Source organism: Rhodococcus sp. 05-2254-2, from assembly GCF_002259095.1.
GTDB lineage: Bacteria > Actinomycetota > Actinomycetes > Mycobacteriales > Mycobacteriaceae > Rhodococcoides.
In genome coordinates this window covers 766,302-784,621 of sequence record NZ_NOZJ01000008.1, presented here as the reverse complement: position 1 = coordinate 784,621, position 18,320 = coordinate 766,302, and the positions used below count along the sequence as shown (strand labels likewise).

The following is an 18,320-nucleotide window of genomic DNA, read 5'->3' as shown; positions in this document are numbered from 1 at the left end:
CTAGTCCAGCAGGAGCAGCGCAGTGGGGGCGTCGGCCGACGTATTGGCCAGCTCCTCGAACTCGCCGACGTTGTCGATTTCGGTGCCCATCGAGATGTTGGTGACCCGCTCGAGGATGATCTCCACGACGACGGGAACCTTGTGCTCGGACGCCAACGTCCTGGCCCGCACCAACGTCTCGCCGATGAGGTCGGGCTCGGTGACTCGAAGCGCTTTGCAGCCCAGCCCTTCTGCCACCTGCACATGGTCGACGCCGTAGCCCTTGGGGATACCGGGCTGAGCGTCCAAGGTCTCCTGATGGTTGATGTTGTCGAATCCCAGCTGCACACAGAAATCCATGTCGAAGGCGCGCTGCGCCTGCCGAATCAGCCCGAGGTACGAGTTGTTCACCACCACATGCACGTACGGCAGATTGAACTGCGCACCGACGGCCAACTCCTCGATCATGAATTGGAAATCGTAATCACCGGACAGTGCAACGACATTCGCCGACGGATCGGCAGCCACCGCTCCCAGTGCCGCGGGAATGGTCCAGCCCAGCGGGCCGGCCTGACCGCAGTTGATCCAGTTGCGGGGAGAGTAGACGTGCAGGAACTGCCCGCCCGCGATCTGCGAAAGTCCGATGGTGCTGATGTAGCGGGTGTCGCGGTCGAAGACCTTGTTCATCTCCTCGTAGACGCGCTGCGGCTTGATCGGCACGTTGTCGAAGTGCGTGCGCCGATGCATCGTGCGCTTGCGCGTCGCGCAGTCCTCCACCCAGCCCGACAGATCACGCAGCGTGCCTGCCGCCCGGCGCTCCTCGGCGACGGCGACGAACTGCTCGAGGGCCGCCTTGGCGTCGGAGATGATGCCGTAGTCGGGTGCGAAGACACGTCCGATCTGGGTCGGCTCGATGTCGACGTGGACGAACTTGCGTCCCTTGCGGTAGGTCTCCAGCCCGCCGGTATGCCGATTGGCCCAACGGTTTCCGATGCCGAGAACGAAGTCCGAGGCCAACATCGTCGCGTTGCCGTAGCGGTGCGCGGTCTGCAAGCCGACCATGCCAGCGGCGAGACGGTGATCGTCGGGTATGGTGCCCCAGCCCATCAGGGTCGGGATGACCGGAACGTCGAGGATCTCGGCGAGCTGGACGAGCAGGTCGGAGGCGTCGGCGTTGATGATTCCGCCGCCGGCCACGATCAACGGGCGCTCGGCAGCCAGGAGCATGTCGATGGCCTTCTCGGCCTGAGCGCGCGAGGCAACGGGCTTGTGCACGGGCAGCGACTGGTAGGTGTCGGGATCGAAGTCGATCTCGGCCAGCTGCACGTCGATGGGCAGATCGATCAGCACCGGGCCGGGACGTCCGGAGCGCATCAGGTGGAACGCCTGCGCGAACGCACCGGGAACCTGGGCCGGTTCGAGCACGGTCATCGCCATCTTGGTCACCGGTGCGGCGATCGACGCGATGTCGACGGCCTGGAAGTCTTCCTTGTGCAGCCGCGCGACGGGGGCCTGGCCGGTGATGGCGAGGATCGGAATCGAGTCGGCCATGGCCGAATACAGCCCGGTGATCATGTCGGTGCCGGCCGGGCCGGAGGTTCCGATACAGATGCCGATGTTGCCCGGAGCAGCCCGCGTGAATCCCTCGGCCATGTGCGAGGCACCTTCGACGTGGCGGGCCAGCACGTGGCGGATGCCCCCGTGGTTGCGCATTGCGGCGTAGAACGGATTGATCGCGGCACCGGGCAGACCGAATGCAGTTGTTGCACCTTCGAGTTCGAGGATCTTCACTGCGGCATCGGCCGCGCGCATCTTGGCCATGTCAGTTGTCCTTGCTCGAGATCGGGGAGCCCGAGAGCCGAGCGACACCGCGGTACAGCGCCGAATGGTCGAGACCGCCATCGCCGTTGGCACGGGCCGAGGCCATCAGCTGCGCCAGCACGGCGCCCATGGGGATCACGACGCCCGCTTCACGTGCAGCGGAGGTGACGATGCCGAGATCCTTGTGGTGCAGGTCGATACGGAAGCCGGGCTCGAACGAGCGGTCCAGCATCTTCTGCGCCTTCTGGTTGAGCACGGCCGAACCGGCGAGGCCGCCGCCGAGAACCTCGACCGACGCTGCCAGATCGACGCCGTAGGCCTCGAGGAACGCGATCGCCTCGGCCAGCACCTGGATGTTGCCGGCCACGATCAGCTGGTTGGCTGCCTTGACCGTCTGCCCGGAGCCACTGGGACCCACGTGCGCGACGGTCTTGCCCACGACGTCGAGAATCGGCTTGGCCGCGGCGAAGTCGTCCGCGCTGCCACCGACCATGATCGACAGCGTCGCGTTCTCGGCACCGGCCTGCCCGCCGGAGACCGGGGCATCGAGGATACGGAAGCCGCGCGAGATTGCGTCGGCAGCCAACGTGGCGGTGACGTCGGGACGGATGCTGGAGAAGTCGATGATCAGCGCGTCGCGTCGAGCATTGTCGAACACCCCGCCCTCACCGGCGAGAACCTCCTGCACATCCGGAGAATCGGGGACCATGATCGCGATGACGTCGGCGTCGTGAACGGCCTTGGCGATGGAATCGGCTGCGGTGCCGCCTGCCTCGACCAAAGGACCTGTGCGATCTGGGGTCAGGTTGTAGCCGACCACCTGATGGCCCGCCTTGGCGAGATGAACGGACATGGGACTGCCCATGATTCCGAGGCCGATGAATGCAATGGTGCTCATGAGAAATCCCTACTTGGTAGTGGTGGCCAGTTCGAGCCACGCGAACGGGTCCGGCTGGGTGGCTTTGTATTCGAGTCCGACGTAACCGTCGTAACCCCGTGCGGCGAGGCCGGCGAGTTGTCCGCCGAGGTCGAGTGAGCCGGTGCCCGGTTCTCCGCGGCCCGGTGAGTCGGCGATCTGCACGTGCCCGATCAGATCGTGGTGGGCATCGAGCGCCGCGGGCACGTCGTCTCCGTTGACGGCGAGGTGGTACAGGTCGGCAAGCAGACGCAGGTTGTGTACGTTCTGCTCACGTGCGACGCGGCGGATGGTGGCGACGGCACCGGCAGCGGACTTGATCGGGTAGGCGGGCGCGCCGCTGACGGGTTCCACCAGCACGACGGCGCCGATGCTGGCTGCGGCCTTCCCGGCGGCGGCCAAGTTCTCGATCGCGACCTCGTCCTGGTCGAGCGGATCGACGCCGTCGATGCGATTTCCGTAGAGGGCGTTGAACGCTGTGGTGCCGAGTTGTTCGCCGATGCCGACGGTGGCGGCGATGTTGTCTCGGAAGGCCTGCTTCTGCGCTGGATCGGACAGAATCCCACGATCGCCTGCAGGCATGTCGCCGGCCGCGAAGTTCAGCCCGGTCAGCTGTACCCCGGCATCGCGAATGGCGGACACGAATGCGGTGACATCGGCGTCCGAGGGCACCGGGCCCCCGAACGGCCACCAGAATTCGACGGCGTCGAATCCGGCATCTCGCGCGCGCTGCGGTCGATCGAGCAGAGGCACGTCGGTGAAGAGGATGGAACAGTTGACGGTGTATCGGAGTCGAGAATCAGCAAAGATATTCATGCACAGTGCCTTTCAGTTCTGAGGTTGCGGCAGTCCGCGGTATCTACGCCAGCTGCCTGCGTAGGTGATGTCGGTCAGCTCGTCCGGTTGCGCATCGAGCACCCCTGGCCGCAGGCCGACGCCCAGGACCGAGCGCCCATCCTCGAGCGCCACCACGGTGAGCTCGAGCTCCGGCGGTTCGTCCGGCAGGAACGCCGTCCGGATGTCGTCGAGCGGAATGTCGTACAGCTCGCCTTCGATGGCCGCGCCGGCAGTGTGGTCGAGCAACAGTGCCGGGAACTCGTCACGCACCGAGAAGAAGCGGTAGTTCGGGGTGGTGCGCACTGTCCCCACGAACGGGTGGGACGAGACGTTGTGGTGCAGGCTGCCGCCACGCATCGCACCACCGTTGCAGAAGAGCTCCGTCATGAAGTCGTTCCTCTCGGGCTCGAAGGGTCGGACTCAAAGTCCGTATTGTGGAATATGTATTCCGTTTGATGAACCGAGTGTGGCGTGCGCCACGTGGATCTGTCAAGACCCGAGTGCACGGACCGCGCGACCGAAGTGCCCAATAGCGCAGTGCAGCAACGCCGAACGGATCGACATGGATGCCTCGAGATCGACCCTTGACACTGCATGTGATCGGTGTCACGCTCACTTGGTGGAATCAACATTTCGTATTGCGGAATCGGATACAGTCGTCGACTTGAACACGGCCTCCGAGGCCGACGCGGCACGCACACTCTCGCTGTGCCTCGACGTGCCTCGCTGGGTTCGGGAAGTTCTGAGCGCCCGGCCGTTCACCGACGTGCAGGCCCTGCGCCACGCCATCCATCGCGCTGCGGCACCACTGACAGCCGAGGAAGTGCACCGTGCACTCGCCGTGCACCCGCGCATCGGCGAGAGACCCGACGGAGACGATGCCAGCGCTCGGCACGCGAGTACCGAGCAATCCGGCGTCGACATCTCCGACGCCAGCGTCGAACAACGCCTGAGAGCGGGAAACGTGGCCTACGAGAGGCGGTTCGGCCAGGTGTTTCTGATCAGGGCCGCCGGCCGGGATGCTCACGCAGTTCTCGATGCTCTGCACAGCAGGCTCGGCAACGACCCCGAGACCGAGGCCGCCGTCGTCGAACACGAGCTGCGGGAGATCGCCGAGTTTCGTGCGACAGGAAGTCTCGGCAATGCCTGACGCGAAAAGTCAGGTGACCGCTCACGTGCTCGATGCGGCAAGAGGCGTTCCCGCACAGGGTGTCTCGATCGTGCTTGCCGATCACCACGGCACCCCGGTCGCCGACGCAATCACCGATGAGCAGGGCCGGGTCTCGTCGCTCGGTCCCACCGAACTCGAACCGGGCATCTACCGCCTCACCTTCGCAACCGGTGCGTACTTCGCGTCCCAACACACCGAATGCTTCCACCCGGAGGTCGTCGTCGCCTTCGAGATCACTGCACCAGACCAGCACTACCACATCCCACTTCTGTTGAGCCCGTTCGCTTTCACCACCTATCGAGGGAGCTAGAACCCATGACCATCGTGCTCGGAACAAACCAGTACGGCAAAGCCGAATGCAGACTCGTCCGCATCGACCGCGAGACTCCTCGCCACCGCATCACCGACGTCAGCGTCACCTCGCAGCTGCGCGGCGACCTCGAGGCCGTCCACACCGAGGGTGACAACGCCCACGTCGTCGCGACCGACACCCAGAAGAACACCGTGTACGCCTTCGCGCGGGACGGCATCGGCGCGATCGAGAACTTCGCGCTCCGGCTCGGAAAGCACTTCACCGGCAACTTCGACTGGATCACCGGTGGCCGCTGGGAAATCGAGCAGTACTCCTGGTCGCGGATCCCGAACGGAAGTGCAGGAGTGGAGCCTGCGGAACGACCCGGCCAGGAAGGCTACGACCACTCGTTCGTCAAGGCCGGCGACGAGAAGCGGAACACGATCGTCACGATCGACGGAGACGACATCTCCATCGTCTCGGGCATCAGCGACCTCGTGGTGCTCAATTCGACGGCGTCGGAATTCTGGGGCTACCCGAAGGACCGGTACACCACACTGAAGGAGACCACGGACCGCATCCTGGCCACGTCGGTCAGCGCCCGCTGGCGGTACCTCACCACCGAGCTGGACTTCGACAAGACCTTCGACGACGTCCGTTCCATCATGCTCGACGCCTTCGCGTCCACTCACTCTCTTGCGTTGCAGCAGAGCCTGTTCCAGATGGGTAAGCAGGTTCTCGAAGCCCACCCGGAGATCGGTGAGATCAAGTTCTCCATGCCCAACATCCATCACTTCCTCGTCGATCTCGAGCCGTTCGGACTCGATAACCCCGGTGAGGTCTTCTACGTCGCGGATCGTCCCTACGGCCTGATCGAGGCCACGGTGCAGCGCGACGATGCCCCGGACGCGGGCCGCGCCTGGGATACCGTGCCCGGATTCTGCTAGGAGCGAGCCGACATGAAGCTGACGAAGCGCAAGCCGAACAACAACCGTGCGCCGCATGACCCCGCCCGTCCCGAGGACGAGCGATTGTCGATCGGCAGGTCGTACGTCTATGGATTGCAGCACATCCTGACGATGTACGGCGGAGTCATCGCACCGCCCCTGATCGTTGGCGGCGCAGCGGGATTGACCGGAACCGAGATCGCGCTGCTGGTCTCGGCCGCGTTGTTCGTCAGTGGAGCGGCCACCTTGCTGCAAACCCTCGGAGTGCCGTACTTCGGGGCGAAGTTGCCGCTGGTGCAGGGAATTTCGTTCGCCTCGGTGTCGACGATGGTGGCCATCGCGAGCGGGCCGGGTGGCTTGAACTCGGTGTTCGGTGCCATCATCGCGGCCGGTGCCATCGGCATCCTCATCACCCCGTTCTTCAGCAAGATCGTGCGATTCTTCCCACCGGTGGTGACCGGCACGATCATCACCGTCATCGGTATATCGCTACTGCCCGTTGCGGTTCGGTGGGCGATGGGCGGTGATCAGCAGGCCGCCGACTGGGGCTCGATGTCCAACATCGGGCTCGCGGCCTTCAGCCTCGTGGTGGTGTTGCTGGTGAGCAGGCTGGTGCAGGGCACGCTCTCGCGCCTGTCGATCCTGATCGGCATCATCGTCGGCACGGTGTTCGCCGTTCTCGTCGGCAAGGCCGATTTCTCCGGCGTGGGCGACGGTGCCATCTTCAGCCTCCCCGAACCGTTCGCGTTCGGAGCCCCGACCTTCCAGATCGCGGCGATCTTGTCGATGGTGGTGGTCATTCTCGTCATCATGACCGAGACCACCGCGGACATCCTGGCCGTCGGCGAGATCGTCGGTACCGATGTCGATGCTCGACGCGTCGGCGACGGACTGCGCGCGGACATGGTCGCCACCACCATCGCTCCCGTGTTCGGCACCTTCCCGGCCAGTGCGTTCGCCCAGAACGTCGGTCTGGTGGCGGTCACCGGAATCAAGAGTCGCTACGTCGTCGCGGCCGGCGGCTCGGTACTGCTGTTCCTCGGGCTCTTCCCCGTCCTCGGACTGGTGGTCGCCTCGGTGCCGCTGCCGGTACTCGGCGGTGCGGGCATCGTGCTGTTCGGCTCGGTGGCGGCCAGCGGCATCCGGACACTGTCCAAAGTGGAGTTCGACGGCAACCTGAACCTCGTCATCGTGGCGGTGGCCATCGGCTTCGGCGTCATCCCCATCGCCGTGCCGGGCTTCTACGCGGCATTCCCGGACTGGGTCCACGTGGTGCTCGACTCCGGCATCAGCGCCGCGAGCATCGTCGCCGTCGTGCTGAACATCGCGTTCAACGTTGTCACGATCGGCCAGAAACCCTCGCCCTCGGTGGTCACCGCTGCACCGCCGGTGGCGACACGGCATCACCAGTAGTGTTCTATCGAGATCGGTAGAAGCTACGAGCATGCGAGGTGGGACTGTGGCGGCAGGTGGCGGGGTGCAGTCCGTGGAGCGTGCGTTCGAGTTGCTCGACATCATGGCTGCCTCGGGCGGATCCATCGGGATCAGCGAACTGGCCGAGGGTACCGATCTGCCGATGCCGACGGTGCACCGTCTGATCGGAACCCTCGTCTCGCTCGGCTACGTCCGCCGGCTGCCGTCCCGCCGATACGCACTGGGCACCAAGCTCATTCGTCTGGGCGACAGCGCTTCGAAGTTGATCGGCGGATGGGCCAAGCCGTATCTGGCGGAACTGGTCCGGATCACGCACGAGACGTCGAACATGGCGTTTCTCGAGGACGACATGGCGGTGTACGTCGCGCAGGTCCCGTCCGAACACGCGATGCGGATGTTCAACGAGGTGGGTCAGCGTGTGTTGCCGCATTCCACCGGCGTCGGCAAGGCGCTGCTCTCGCAGTTGGACGACGATGCCGTCCGCGCGATCGTCGGCAGGCTCGGCATGGCTCCCCGCACCGTCAACACCATCACCACGCTCGACGCGTTGCTCGAGGACCTCGCAGTGATCCGCGAACGCGGCTATGCCATCGACGACGGTGAGCAGGAAGTGGGCGTGCGCTGCTTCGCCGTACCGGTACTCGGTGCCCCGACGCTGACGGCGATGTCGATCGCCGGGCCCACTGCCCGGGTCACGCTGGAGTCGGCCGAGCAGTTCGTGCCCCTGCTGATCTCGGCCGCCGAGCGACTGGCGAAAGACCTCGCCGGGAATGCCCCAGCACCCTAGTCCCGCAACACCTTCGCATCACGTGCGAAAGTTGTGACCTCCTCGGTCAGCCACACGTGCGCCGGAACTGCCCCGCCGAGTAGCTCCCGAGCCAGCGAGGGCGAATCCCCGATCGGAACGTCGCTGCCCGCAATGATGATGTTGCCGTAGCGCCTGCCTTTGAGCATCGCCGGATCGGCGACGATCGCGAGGTGCGGAAAGACACTGCGAAGAGTCGACGCCTCCTGCTTCGCCAGCGAGAGATCGCGTCGATCACCGCAATTGACCACGTACATGCCGCCGGGGGAGAGGACGCGTCGAACATGCTCGGTGAACTCGGCCGTGAGCAGCGGGGCAGGAGTGACCGCTCCCGCGAACACATCTCGCACGATGAGGTCGCGACTGTTCTCGTTCAGCGTCTCGGTGACCGCCCGAGCTTCGCCGACGCGGATGCGCAGCAACGGTGCCCGCGGTAGGTCGAACCATTCGCGTACCAATTCCGAGAGCTTGCCGTCGAGCTCCACCACCACCTGACGCGCCCCGGGATATTCCGCGGTGAACGAGCGCGCCAGGGTGCACGCCCCGCCCCCGAGGTGCAGCGCCCGCAGCGGAAAGCTCGAATCCCATTGCGCACGAACGAGGCCCGAGATCCAGCGCATGTACTCGAACTCGAGCACGGTGGGGTCGTTCATGTCGATGTGCGAACTAGGGACGTCGTTGACGTTGACGACCCACCCGTCGTCGGAGAACGCGTCACGAACCAATTCACAGGTGCCCGAATCGATTTCGAACACTCCGGGCTGGAGGGAGCCGACCGGTGCCGACGCCCGTTTCCTACCCACGTTGGCCTTCGAGCCGGAAGTCCTCGAAATCGAAACCGGGGGTGACGGTGCAGCTGACCAGACTCGGTTCGTTACCCATCGGACGCGCCCGCTGCCACACCGACGGCGGCACGATCTGCTGCGGCGAATCGGGCCCGACCAGTAGCGAGGTCACCGCCCCCGGATCGGCCCCGGCACCGCCGAGCTCCAGCTGCACGGGACTACCCCGGTGGTACAACCACATCTCGGTGCCGCGGACGGTGTGCCACGCCGACTGCTGACCGGGCATGAGCAGGAACAGGATTGCCGTGCCCGCCGCGCGCGGGCCGGGGTAACCGTCGGGCAGGAACTCCTGCGGGATGGTGACCTCGCTGCGCCAAGTCTCGCGGAACCAACCACCCTCGGGGTGGGGTGCGAGGTCGAGGCTCAGGGCCCAGTCGGGCAGCGACGTCATGGACGCAACCCTAATCCGTGGCGACCTGAACCCGGAATTTGTCGCGTTCGGTGTGCAGGCTCCACAGCTGCTCGGCGAGCGCCTCGGGGCTCTTCCTCGGATCGCTACCGTCGATGGCGCCACCGATGATCAACTGCGACACCTGGATTCCCTCGGCGGCCGACTCCTCGTTGAGCAGCTGCGCGTAGGCGGCCTGGCCTGCGAACGCGATGGACGTACCGGTGACCGTACGCCCGGGCTTGACCGCGGAGCCGCCGTTGACGAACAGAATCGTGCCCTTGTTCTCGCCGAGGAACCGCATGCCCGGCAACACCTGGTGGACGGCGGCGATCGGTCCGTAGATGGAGAACTCGACCGGCCCGACCATGTCGGCCGGGGTGGTCTCGAGCACGGGTCGCATGAAGTCCTTCTGCGGAAGCGGGCTGTACTGCAGTACCTCGATGGGTCCGAGTGTTTCGGTGACCTGCTCCAACGCCGACGCGATCGAGGCCGGGTCGCGCACATCGGCGACGAAGCCCTTGGCGGAGATACCGTCGGCAGCGAGCTGATCGGCGAGAGCGTCGACACGGGCCTGATTGCGGGAGATGAGGCCGACCGAGAAGCCCTGCGCGCCGAACTTGCGCGCGACTGCTGCTCCGAGACCTGCACCTGCTCCGACTATTGCTATCGATGTCATGTCGAATGCAAGGACCGAGACTCGAAGACTATTCCGACGACCGTCCCGAGCAGGGCCTCCGCAGTCCGATGCAACGCGGTGACATCCCCGGTCCAGCCGAGTACTCGCAGAGCGGCCTCGGCGATTCCGGCCGCGTCCGCCGTCGCGTCCTGGCGGCCGTTCTCCCGATCGGCCCGCGCGTTCACCACGGTCTCCACCAGCCGAAACGGCAGGTCCTCGGTACCCGGCCTGCGCTCGGAATCGAGCTGGACCAACGTGTCCGACGCAATGGCCGCATACAGACTCATCAGCGTGTACCGATGGTCGCGGAAGGTCTCGAAGCGCTCGCTGCGCAGTTCGGGCAGTAGATAGAGCGCGCCGAGATTCCAGGTGGACGCGCCGAGCTGTCCGGCGTCGAAGTAGGCCAGTGCGTACATCTGGGTCGCCGCGTCGGCCGAGGAGTCCCGGATGCGCAGCGCGACGGCCAGCGGCGCATCGACCGTGCCGCTGAGCAGCGCGTCGAGTATGTCGTCCTTGGTGGCGAAGTGGTGATAGAGCGAGGCCTGACGCAAACCGACGGCGTCGGCTATGACGCGGGTGGAGGTGTTGGTGAATCCGCGAGTGGTGAAGAGCTCGGCCGAGGCGTCGAGAATTTCCTCGCGAGCGGTGTCGCCCGGCCGCTTCTTCGTGCTCAGCCTTGGCCTGCCTGCTCCGGTCATGACTGCATCTTGTCAGGTCTCCGTGACGGTGAGATTTCTGTCATCTGATCGAAATAGACGAAACGAGGTTGTTTCACGACGGACACCGCCAGGGAACGGCAGTGCCGAAAACTATCAACTGACAGAAACCCGCCTCGGCGATGCAGCGGGCGGTCACTCACCACCCACCTCGCCCGTAGGAGACTTCCATGAGCTCGACAACACTGCCGGCCCCGGGCTCGGGTTCGGAACCCTCGCCCACCACCGACCATTCCGATCTGGCTTCCCTCGGCTACGACCAGCAGCTGCACCGCAGCCTCGGCAAGTACGCGTCCTTCGCCGCCGGCTTCTCGTTCGTCTCGATTCTCACCACCATCTTCCAGCTCTTCGGACTCGGCTTCAGCTTCGGTGGCCCGGCCTTCTTCCTCACCTGGCCGCTCGTGTTTCTCGGGCAGTTCATGGTGGCCCTGAACTTCGCCGAACTCGCTGCCCGCTATCCCATCTCGGGCGCGATCTACCACTGGTCCAGGCGTATGGGCGGTGAGCTGGTCGGGTGGTTCGCCGGGTGGTTCATGATCATCGCGCAGATCGTCACCGCCTCCGCAGCCGCGATCGCACTGCAGGTCGTCCTCCCCAGCATCTGGGGCGGGTTCCAGCTGATCGGCGAGGACACCGCGCTCACCTCGCCGAGCGGAGCCGCGAATGCCGTTGTGCTGGGCTCGATTCTGCTGGTGCTCACCACCACGATCAACTGCATCGGCGTGAACTGGATGTCGCGCATCAACAGCATCGGCGTCACCTGTGAGATCGTCGGCGTCATCGCGCTGGTGCTGGTGTTCTTCACCCACGCCGAGCGCGGACCACAGGTGGTCTTCGATACCGGAAGTGCCGGAGCCGATCCCGGATACATCGGTGCCTGGATCGTCTCGGGCCTGATGGCGGCCTACGTCATGGTCGGCTTCGGCTCGGCAGGCGAACTCGCCGAGGAAACCCGCAATCCCCGACGCGTCGCGCCGCGCACCATCCGGCTCGCACTGTCGGCATCGGCACTGGGCGGTGGCCTGATGATCGTCGGCGCACTGATGGCCGCACCGAGCCTCACCGACGGCCAGCTCGCGACGCAGGGGCTTCCGTACGTCATCGACTCGATCCTCACCTCGCCGTGGGGCAAGGTCCTGCTGGTCGACGTCGCCATCGCGGTGTTCATCTGCACCCTCGCCATCCAGACCGCGGCATCGCGGCTGATGTTCTCCATGGCCCGCGACGGACGACTGCCCGCCTCGACGGCTCTCGCGAAGGTCAACTCGCGCAGCGGAACCCCCATCGCACCCTCGGTCCTTATCGGTCTGGCCTGCGTGGCGATCCTGGCCGTCAACGTCGGCAACTCCGCGATCTTCACCACGCTCTCCAGCGTCTGCATCGTGCTGATCTACCTCGCGTACATGATGGTCACCGTCCCGCTGCTGATCCAGCGACTCAAGGGCTGGCCGCACGGCGGCGTGCAGCACGACTCCGACGGCCAGAAGCTCTTCACCCTCGGCCGTCTCGGCCTGCCGGTCAACATCGCCGCCGTTCTCTACGGCGGCCTGATGGTGGTCAACCTGTCGTGGCCGCGAGCCGAGATCTTCGACCCCACCGGCGAATTCCCACTGCTGCGCTGGGCCGCACCCCTGACCGTCCTGGCCGTGATCGTCGTAGGTATCGCCTGCCTACCCCGCGGCAAAGCCCACCCCAAGCCCGTCACGATCGGAGCCTGAACCAGCATGACCACGGCAACTGCAACCACCCACTCCGCCAAGGAACACGCACGCTCCCAGGCGACGGTCGCACCGGCACCCACTGCACCGGAGGGCATCTCGGAGCTCACCTGGGCAGAATCGGTCCCCGGCGGCAGCTACACCACCAAGGTCCTCGCTCGCGGAACCCGGCTACGCCTCGTCGACGTCGACGGTGATGCCTGCGCCAACCTGCTGCTCTACCGCGCCGACGCCCCATGGGAGCGACTCAACACCGCCGACACCGTCAAGGTGCCGTGGCAGGCGTATCTGAGTGCCGGCCATCCTCTGCTCTCGGATCAGGGGCGCGTTCTGGCGACCATCGTCGACGACACCTCCGGCCACCACGACGCCCTGTGCGGCACCACCTCCGCTGCTACCAACACCGCGAAATACGGAGTCAGCGGACCACATTCGTCGGCTCCCGCAGGCCGCGAACTGTTCACTCTGGCCGCAGCAAAGCACGGACTGGAACCACGCGACGTCGCACCGTCCCTGTCCTTCTTTCACGGCGTGAGAGTCGACGCCGACGGGGCTCTGGTCGGCACCGGCTCGGCGGGCGCGGGGAAGTCGGTGGATCTGCTGATCCATCTGCCGGTGATCGTGTTGCTGGCCAACACCGCTCACCCGCTCGACCCGAGGTCCGAGTACCCCACAACGGCCCTCGACGTGCTGGCGTGGCGAGCACCCGAAGAGCTGCTCGCTCTCGGCAACACCGAACCCGAGTACCAGCGCGCAGTGCAGAACACCGAGGACGCATGGAAGGCAGCACAATGACCACAGGAACACTCGAGACCACGATCGTTCGTGACGAGATCGCCCCCGCATTCGGCCCGTGGTCCGCCGTCGTCGAAGCCGGTGACGTACTGACGATCGTCGATCTGTACGGCAATCAAGCCGTCGACACCCTGATGTACGGCGCGCACGATCACTCGATCCGTTACTCCGCCCCCGCCACCGTCACCGCACAGCAGAACTTGTTCCTGACCACCGGAACCGTTCTGCGCAGCGATGATTCGACTCCGATCATGACGATCGTCGACGACGAGGTCGGCAACCACGACACCGTCGGCGGTGCGTGCTCCAAGGAATCGAACACCCTGCGCTACGGCCACCACACCCAGCATCAGCACGCGTGCGTCGAGAACTTCCTCATCGAGGGATCCAAGTGGGGACTCGGCAAACGGGACCTGGTGCCCAACATCAACTTCTTCATGAACGTCCCCGTCGACGCCGACGGCACGCTCGGCATCGTCGACGGTCTGTCGGCTCCCGGAAAGAAGCTTTCCTTGCGTGCCGAGATCGACACGCTGGTCCTGGTGTCCAACTGCCCGCAGATCAACAACCCCTGCAACGGATTCGACCCCACCGCGGTGCGGATGATCGTGACGCGAGAGCCGGGCGGTCGAGCATGAACGCGACCAAGATGACCGTCCAGCGACCCGGCATGATCACCACCGTGCAGGACTGGCCGGGTCGCATCGGGTACTGGAAGGTGGGCGTACCGCCGTCGGGGCCGATGGACGACCTGTCGTTCCGGCTCGGCAACGTCGCGCTCGGCAACCCCGAGGGTGCCCCGGGCCTCGAATCCACCATGGCCGGGCCGGCATTGACGTTCGACGCCGACACCTACGTCTGCGTCACCGGCGCAGCGGTACCGGTGCGCATCGACGGCCGATCGGCCGCGCAGTGGAAGCCGGTGCTGGTTCCCGCCGGCGCCACCCTCGATGTCGGCACCACCACCGGGCACGGGCTACGGGTCTACGTTCTGATCCAGGGCAGCCTCGACGTCGACGACTATCTCGGCAGCGCAGCAACGTTCACTCTCGGTAAGTTCGGCGGACATCGTGGCGGCACCCTCGGTGAGGGCGACGTCATCGGCCTGGCCGGACGCTCGGACAACTCCCAGATCCTCGGTCCGATACCGATGGAACACCTGCCGGTGCTGACATCGAGCTGGGACATCGCCGTCACCGAGGGCCCCCACGGCGCGCCGGAGTTCTTCACCCGCGAGGACATCGACACCCTCTACGCCACCCGCTACGAGGTGCACTTCAACTCCGATCGCACCGGGGTCCGGCTCATCGGGCCGAAGCCGCAGTGGGCCAGGACCGACGGCGGCGAAGCCGGACTGCACCCGTCCAACATTCACGACAACGCCTACAGCGTCGGCGCACTGGACTTCACCGGCGACACCCCGATTCTGCTAGGACCGGACGGCCCGAGTCTGGGCGGATTCGTCTGCCCCGTCACCGTTGTCGCCGCCGAGCGGTGGAAGCTCGGCCAGCTCCGCCCCGGGGACACCATCCGCTTCGTTCCGGTGCGAGCCGCGGCCACCGCCCCACTGGGATCACTCGGTCTTTCCCGGCGCGCATCTCTGCCTGCAGTGTTCTCCGCAGGCGGCGACGGGGACGACGGCGTTCTTGCTCGACGCGACGCCGACACGTGCGTCACCTACCGGCGCTCGGGAGACGACAACGTCCTCGTCGAGTACGGCGACATGAAACTCGACCTGGCCCTGCGTGCGCGAGTCCACGCCCTGCACCAGCGCGTCGAGGCACTCGCCCCGCGCGGGTTGGTGGACCTGACCCCGGGCATCCGCTCGTTGCAGGTGAAGGTGAATCCCGATGTGCTGTCGATCGATTCGTTGATGGGTCTGCTGTCCGAGGTCGAGGACGATCTTCCCGCGGCCTCGGAGCTCGTGGTGCCCAGCCGCCGGGTTCGGCTCCCGCTCTCGTGGGACGACCCCTCGACCCGCGAGGCGATCCAGCGGTACATGCACGGTGTGCGCGCCGACGCTCCATGGTGCCCCTGGAACATCGAGTTCATCCGACGCATGAACGGACTCGACTCGGTGGCAGACGTGTTCGACACCGTCTTCGCCGCCGACTACATGGTGCTCGGACTCGGTGACGTGTATCTGGGCGCTCCGGTGGCGACACCACTCGACCCCCGACACCGCCTGGTGACAACCAAGTACAACCCGGCGCGAACCTGGACGCCGGAGAACGCCGTCGGCATCGGTGGGGCATATCTATGCATTTACGGCATGGAGGGTCCCGGCGGATACCAGTTCGTGGGTCGAACCACGCAGGTGTGGAACCACAGCGCCGCCTACAGTGACGGCCCCTTCGAGGAGGGCACCCCGTGGTTGCTCCGGTTCTTCGACCGAATCTCCTGGTACTCGGTCGAACCCGAGGAACTGATGGATCTGCGCGCAGATCTGGCAGCAGGCCGCGGCGGCGGAGTGGACATCACCGACGGTGAATTCTCGCTGGCCGAGCACGAGAACTTCCTCGAGACCAACGCGGACTCCATCGCCGAGTTCCGCGCGACGCAAGCCGTTGCCTTCGGTGCCGAGCGCGACGCGTGGTCGGCAGCAGGCGAATTCGATACGACGAAGGGCAAGACCGATGCAGCCTGAGGTACGAGAGCGAGTTCTGCAGGCCTACAAGCGGATCGCCGAGGTGGATCGGCCCGAGGTCTGGATCACCCTGCGTGACGAGAACGACGTGCTGGCCGAGGCAGTCGCCCTCGAGGAGGCACTCGCGGCCGGTGCCGATCTACCGCTCGCGGGCTCACTGGTCGCGGTCAAGGACAACATCGACGTGGCCGGGCTGCCCACCACCGCGGCCTGCCCCGAGTTCGCCTACACCCCCGAGGTATCCGCCGTCGCCATCGAACGACTGACCAGCCAGGGCGCACTGATACTGGGCAAGACCAACCTCGACCAGTTCGCCACCGGTTTGGTCGGCACTCGCAGCCCCTACGGCGCGGTGCGGTGTGCCTGGGATCCCACGCTGGTCTCGGGAGGCTCGAGTTCCGGGTCCGCCGTCGCGGTGGCACTGGGCATCGCGGACATCGGAATCGGAACCGACACAGCAGGATCGGGTCGAGTACCCGCAGCCTTCCACGGCATCGTGGGCATCAAGACCTCACTGGGTATCGTGCCGAACACCGGTGTCGTTCCCGCCTGCGCCGACTACGACTGCGTCACCGTTCTCGCCCGTGATCTCGACAGTGCCACTGCGGCCATGAAAGTCATGACCGGCCCGACCGCCACCGATCCACGCAGCCGGGCCTGGCCCGCCGACGCCCGACTGGCCGCATCCCCACAGCCCCGTGTCGCCGTCCCACGAGGTGAGGATCTGACGTCGCTCAGCCCGGCGTACCGTCGGGCATTCGAGGAGACGGTCGCCGGCCTGGCCGACAAGGGCATGTCCCACGCCGAGGTCGACATCTCGGCGCTGCTCGACGCTGCAACACTGCTGTACGACGGAGCGATTGTGGCGCAGCGCTATTCGGCCGTCGGAGAGTTCCTCGACACCGCGCCTGCCGGTGCCGATCCCACGGTGGCCGCGATCGTTCGATCGGCCGCAGGGCCGTCCGCGCATCGATACGTGGACGATCTCGACACCCTTGCGCGAGCGAAGACAGCAGCCCGCACACTCCTCAGCGAGTTCGACGGCCTGCTGTTACCCACCACCACCGAGCATCCCACTATTGCTGCGGTGCAGTCGGATCCGATGAGCATCAACCGGCGGCTGGGTACGTTCACCAACTTCTGCAACCTGCTCGACATGGCCGCGGTGGCCGTTCCCGGAGCCCCGACGCCGGATGGCACTCCGTTCGGGGTCATGGTCGTCGTACCTGCGTTCGAGGATCAGATCGCAATCGACCTGGCGGCACAGTTGAGCGGAATCGAGTCACCGTCGTTGATCGACGACGGCATCGAGGTACTGGCCGTCGGCGCACATCTGCGCGGTTTTCCGGTGCATCACCAGTTGACCGATCGCGGTGCGCGATTCAGCGGCGAGGTGACGACCACGGCGGACTACCGGCTGGTGGATCTGCACACCACCCCGCCCAAGCCCGGCCTGATACGGCGGGCTGGCGACGGCGCACCCATCTCCGGAGAGCTCTATCGCATGTCCGCTGCCGCGCTCGGAACCTTCCTCGCCGGGCTCCCGTCACCGATGGGTCTGGGTCCGGTCGAATTGTCCGACGGCCGCTGGGTCACCGGATTCTGCTGTGCGCACGACGCCGCCGAGTCGGGAACCGACATCACCGAATTCGGCGGCTGGCGCGCGTACAGAGCTCACGCCGGGACCGGTTTGCCCCCATCGGTCGCCACTCGCACCGCGAGGAGCCCGAGCACCGTGCCCATGACGTAGCGCTGCACCCGCAGCCACGTCGGGCGAACGGCGAGGAACTGCGCGATCGATCCGGCGAGCACCACGATCGCCAGGTTGACCGCTACGGCCACGGCGATCTGCACCCCGCCGAGCGTGAATCCATGCAGCAGAATGTGTCCCGCTGCAGGGTCGACGAACTGCGGGATGACCGAAATGTACATGATCGCGATCTTCGGGTTCAGCAGGTTGGTCGCCAAGCCCATCGTGAACAGCCGGCGGTTCGAATCCTGTTGCAGCTCGGTCGGTTCGAATGCCGACACCGTCCCCCGCACGGCCTGCACCGCCAACCAGGCGAGGTAGGCCGCGCCGGCGAGCTTGACCGCCGTGTACAGCGCGGGCACGGCCGTGAACACCGCGGCCAGGCCGAGATTGGTGGCCGTCAGATAGATCAGGAAGCCGATCGCGACTCCGGAAAGCGACACCATTCCCGCTCGTCGCCCCTGCGAAATGCTGCGCGAGACAAGGTAGATCATGTTGGGTCCCGGAGTCAGCACCAACGCGAGAGCCACTGCGAACACACCGAGAACTGCGGAATACGAGACCATGCGGTCAAGACTTC

Annotated in this window: 19 protein-coding genes; 10 read left to right on the top strand and 9 right to left on the bottom strand. The window is 65.8% G+C overall.

What is annotated here, in order from left to right; genetic code table 11:
• The 4 genes from gcl to CH283_RS13905 are packed head-to-tail and all read right to left on the bottom strand — an operon-like array spanning window position 1 to window position 3,940.
• Entirely contained in the window at window positions 1–1,800 is a 1,800-nt protein-coding gene (gene gcl / locus CH283_RS13920; protein WP_068049491.1) for a glyoxylate carboligase, read from the bottom strand.
• A 1-nt stretch (window position 1,801) separates the two neighbouring features.
• Window positions 1,802–2,698 carry a 2-hydroxy-3-oxopropionate reductase gene (locus CH283_RS13915; RefSeq protein ID WP_094638280.1) on the bottom strand — a complete coding sequence of 299 codons (897 nt, stop codon included), beginning with the start codon at window positions 2,696–2,698 and terminating at the stop codon, window positions 1,802–1,804.
• Between the two features lie 9 nt (window positions 2,699–2,707).
• The gene (locus CH283_RS13910) at window positions 2,708–3,532 is read right to left on the bottom strand and encodes a hydroxypyruvate isomerase family protein (protein ID WP_094638281.1); all 825 of its coding nucleotides are present in this window, start codon (window positions 3,530–3,532) and stop codon (window positions 2,708–2,710) included.
• A 12-nt stretch (window positions 3,533–3,544) separates the two neighbouring features.
• Window positions 3,545–3,940 carry an allophanate hydrolase-related protein gene (locus CH283_RS13905; RefSeq protein WP_032385160.1) on the bottom strand — a complete coding sequence of 132 codons (396 nt, stop codon included), beginning with the start codon at window positions 3,938–3,940 and terminating at the stop codon, window positions 3,545–3,547.
• Between the two features lie 277 nt (window positions 3,941–4,217).
• Here CH283_RS13905 and uraD point away from each other — a divergent pair, with 277 nt between their 5' ends.
• The 5 genes from uraD to CH283_RS13880 are packed head-to-tail and all read left to right on the top strand — an operon-like array spanning window position 4,218 to window position 8,184.
• Window positions 4,218–4,703: a 2-oxo-4-hydroxy-4-carboxy-5-ureidoimidazoline decarboxylase gene (gene uraD / locus CH283_RS13900; RefSeq protein ID WP_255183206.1), complete on the top strand. Its 486-nt coding sequence runs from the start codon at window positions 4,218–4,220 to the stop codon at window positions 4,701–4,703.
• The gene (gene uraH / locus CH283_RS13895) at window positions 4,696–5,034 is read left to right on the top strand and encodes a hydroxyisourate hydrolase (protein ID WP_068049484.1); all 339 of its coding nucleotides are present in this window, start codon (window positions 4,696–4,698) and stop codon (window positions 5,032–5,034) included. The genes uraD and uraH overlap by 8 nt, the downstream gene beginning before the upstream one ends.
• A gap of 5 nt (window positions 5,035–5,039) precedes the next feature.
• Window positions 5,040–5,963 (top strand): factor-independent urate hydroxylase, encoded by a 924-nt coding sequence (pucL, locus tag CH283_RS13890; protein WP_094638285.1) that lies wholly within the window; start codon window positions 5,040–5,042, stop codon window positions 5,961–5,963.
• 12 nt (window positions 5,964–5,975) lie between these two features.
• Window positions 5,976–7,376 (top strand): nucleobase:cation symporter-2 family protein, encoded by a 1,401-nt coding sequence (locus tag CH283_RS13885; protein WP_094638287.1) that lies wholly within the window; start codon window positions 5,976–5,978, stop codon window positions 7,374–7,376.
• 31 nt (window positions 7,377–7,407) lie between these two features.
• On the top strand, window positions 7,408–8,184 hold the full coding sequence (locus CH283_RS13880) for an IclR family transcriptional regulator (protein WP_176460452.1): 777 nt from the start codon (window positions 7,408–7,410) through the stop codon (window positions 8,182–8,184).
• Here CH283_RS13880 and CH283_RS13875 read toward each other — a convergent pair.
• Genes CH283_RS13875 through CH283_RS13860 form a run of 4 tightly spaced genes read right to left on the bottom strand, consistent with a single transcriptional unit; the run spans window position 8,181 to window position 10,812 of the window.
• Entirely contained in the window at window positions 8,181–9,005 is an 825-nt protein-coding gene (locus CH283_RS13875; RefSeq protein WP_094638291.1) for a spermidine synthase, read from the bottom strand. The genes CH283_RS13880 and CH283_RS13875 overlap by 4 nt on opposite strands.
• Window positions 8,998–9,438, bottom strand: coding sequence for a cupin domain-containing protein (locus CH283_RS13870; RefSeq protein WP_094638293.1), 441 nt, complete (start codon window positions 9,436–9,438; stop codon window positions 8,998–9,000). Before CH283_RS13870 ends, CH283_RS13875 begins: the two co-directional genes overlap by 8 nt.
• A gap of 10 nt (window positions 9,439–9,448) precedes the next feature.
• Window positions 9,449–10,114, bottom strand: a complete 666-nt coding sequence (locus CH283_RS13865; protein WP_094638295.1) for an SDR family NAD(P)-dependent oxidoreductase — start codon at window positions 10,112–10,114, stop codon at window positions 9,449–9,451.
• Window positions 10,111–10,812, bottom strand: a complete 702-nt coding sequence (locus tag CH283_RS13860; RefSeq protein ID WP_094638297.1) for a TetR/AcrR family transcriptional regulator — start codon at window positions 10,810–10,812, stop codon at window positions 10,111–10,113. Before CH283_RS13860 ends, CH283_RS13865 begins: the two co-directional genes overlap by 4 nt.
• A 188-nt stretch (window positions 10,813–11,000) precedes the next feature.
• On the opposite strand from CH283_RS13860, the gene CH283_RS13855 reads away from it, so the two are divergent.
• The 5 genes from CH283_RS13855 to atzF are packed head-to-tail and all read left to right on the top strand — an operon-like array spanning window position 11,001 to window position 17,740.
• Entirely contained in the window at window positions 11,001–12,548 is a 1,548-nt protein-coding gene (locus CH283_RS13855) for an amino acid permease (RefSeq protein WP_094638298.1), read from the top strand.
• 6 nt (window positions 12,549–12,554) lie between these two features.
• Window positions 12,555–13,343, top strand: coding sequence for an urea amidolyase associated protein UAAP1 (locus CH283_RS13850; protein WP_094638300.1), 789 nt, complete (start codon window positions 12,555–12,557; stop codon window positions 13,341–13,343).
• Window positions 13,340–13,981 carry an urea amidolyase associated protein UAAP2 gene (locus CH283_RS13845; RefSeq protein ID WP_068049469.1) on the top strand — a complete coding sequence of 214 codons (642 nt, stop codon included), beginning with the start codon at window positions 13,340–13,342 and terminating at the stop codon, window positions 13,979–13,981. Before CH283_RS13850 ends, CH283_RS13845 begins: the two co-directional genes overlap by 4 nt.
• Complete coding sequence (locus CH283_RS13840; protein WP_094638301.1) at window positions 13,978–15,990, top strand: 5-oxoprolinase/urea amidolyase family protein; 2,013 nt, start codon at window positions 13,978–13,980, stop codon at window positions 15,988–15,990. The genes CH283_RS13845 and CH283_RS13840 overlap by 4 nt, the downstream gene beginning before the upstream one ends.
• The gene (atzF, locus tag CH283_RS13835; RefSeq protein WP_094638302.1) at window positions 15,980–17,740 is read left to right on the top strand and encodes an allophanate hydrolase; all 1,761 of its coding nucleotides are present in this window, start codon (window positions 15,980–15,982) and stop codon (window positions 17,738–17,740) included. Before CH283_RS13840 ends, atzF begins: the two co-directional genes overlap by 11 nt.
• On the opposite strand, the gene CH283_RS13830 is transcribed toward atzF, so the two are convergent.
• Entirely contained in the window at window positions 17,665–18,306 is a 642-nt protein-coding gene (locus tag CH283_RS13830) for a LysE family translocator (RefSeq protein WP_094638303.1), read from the bottom strand. The genes atzF and CH283_RS13830 overlap by 76 nt on opposite strands.
• Window positions 18,307–18,320: the final 14 nt, after the last annotated feature.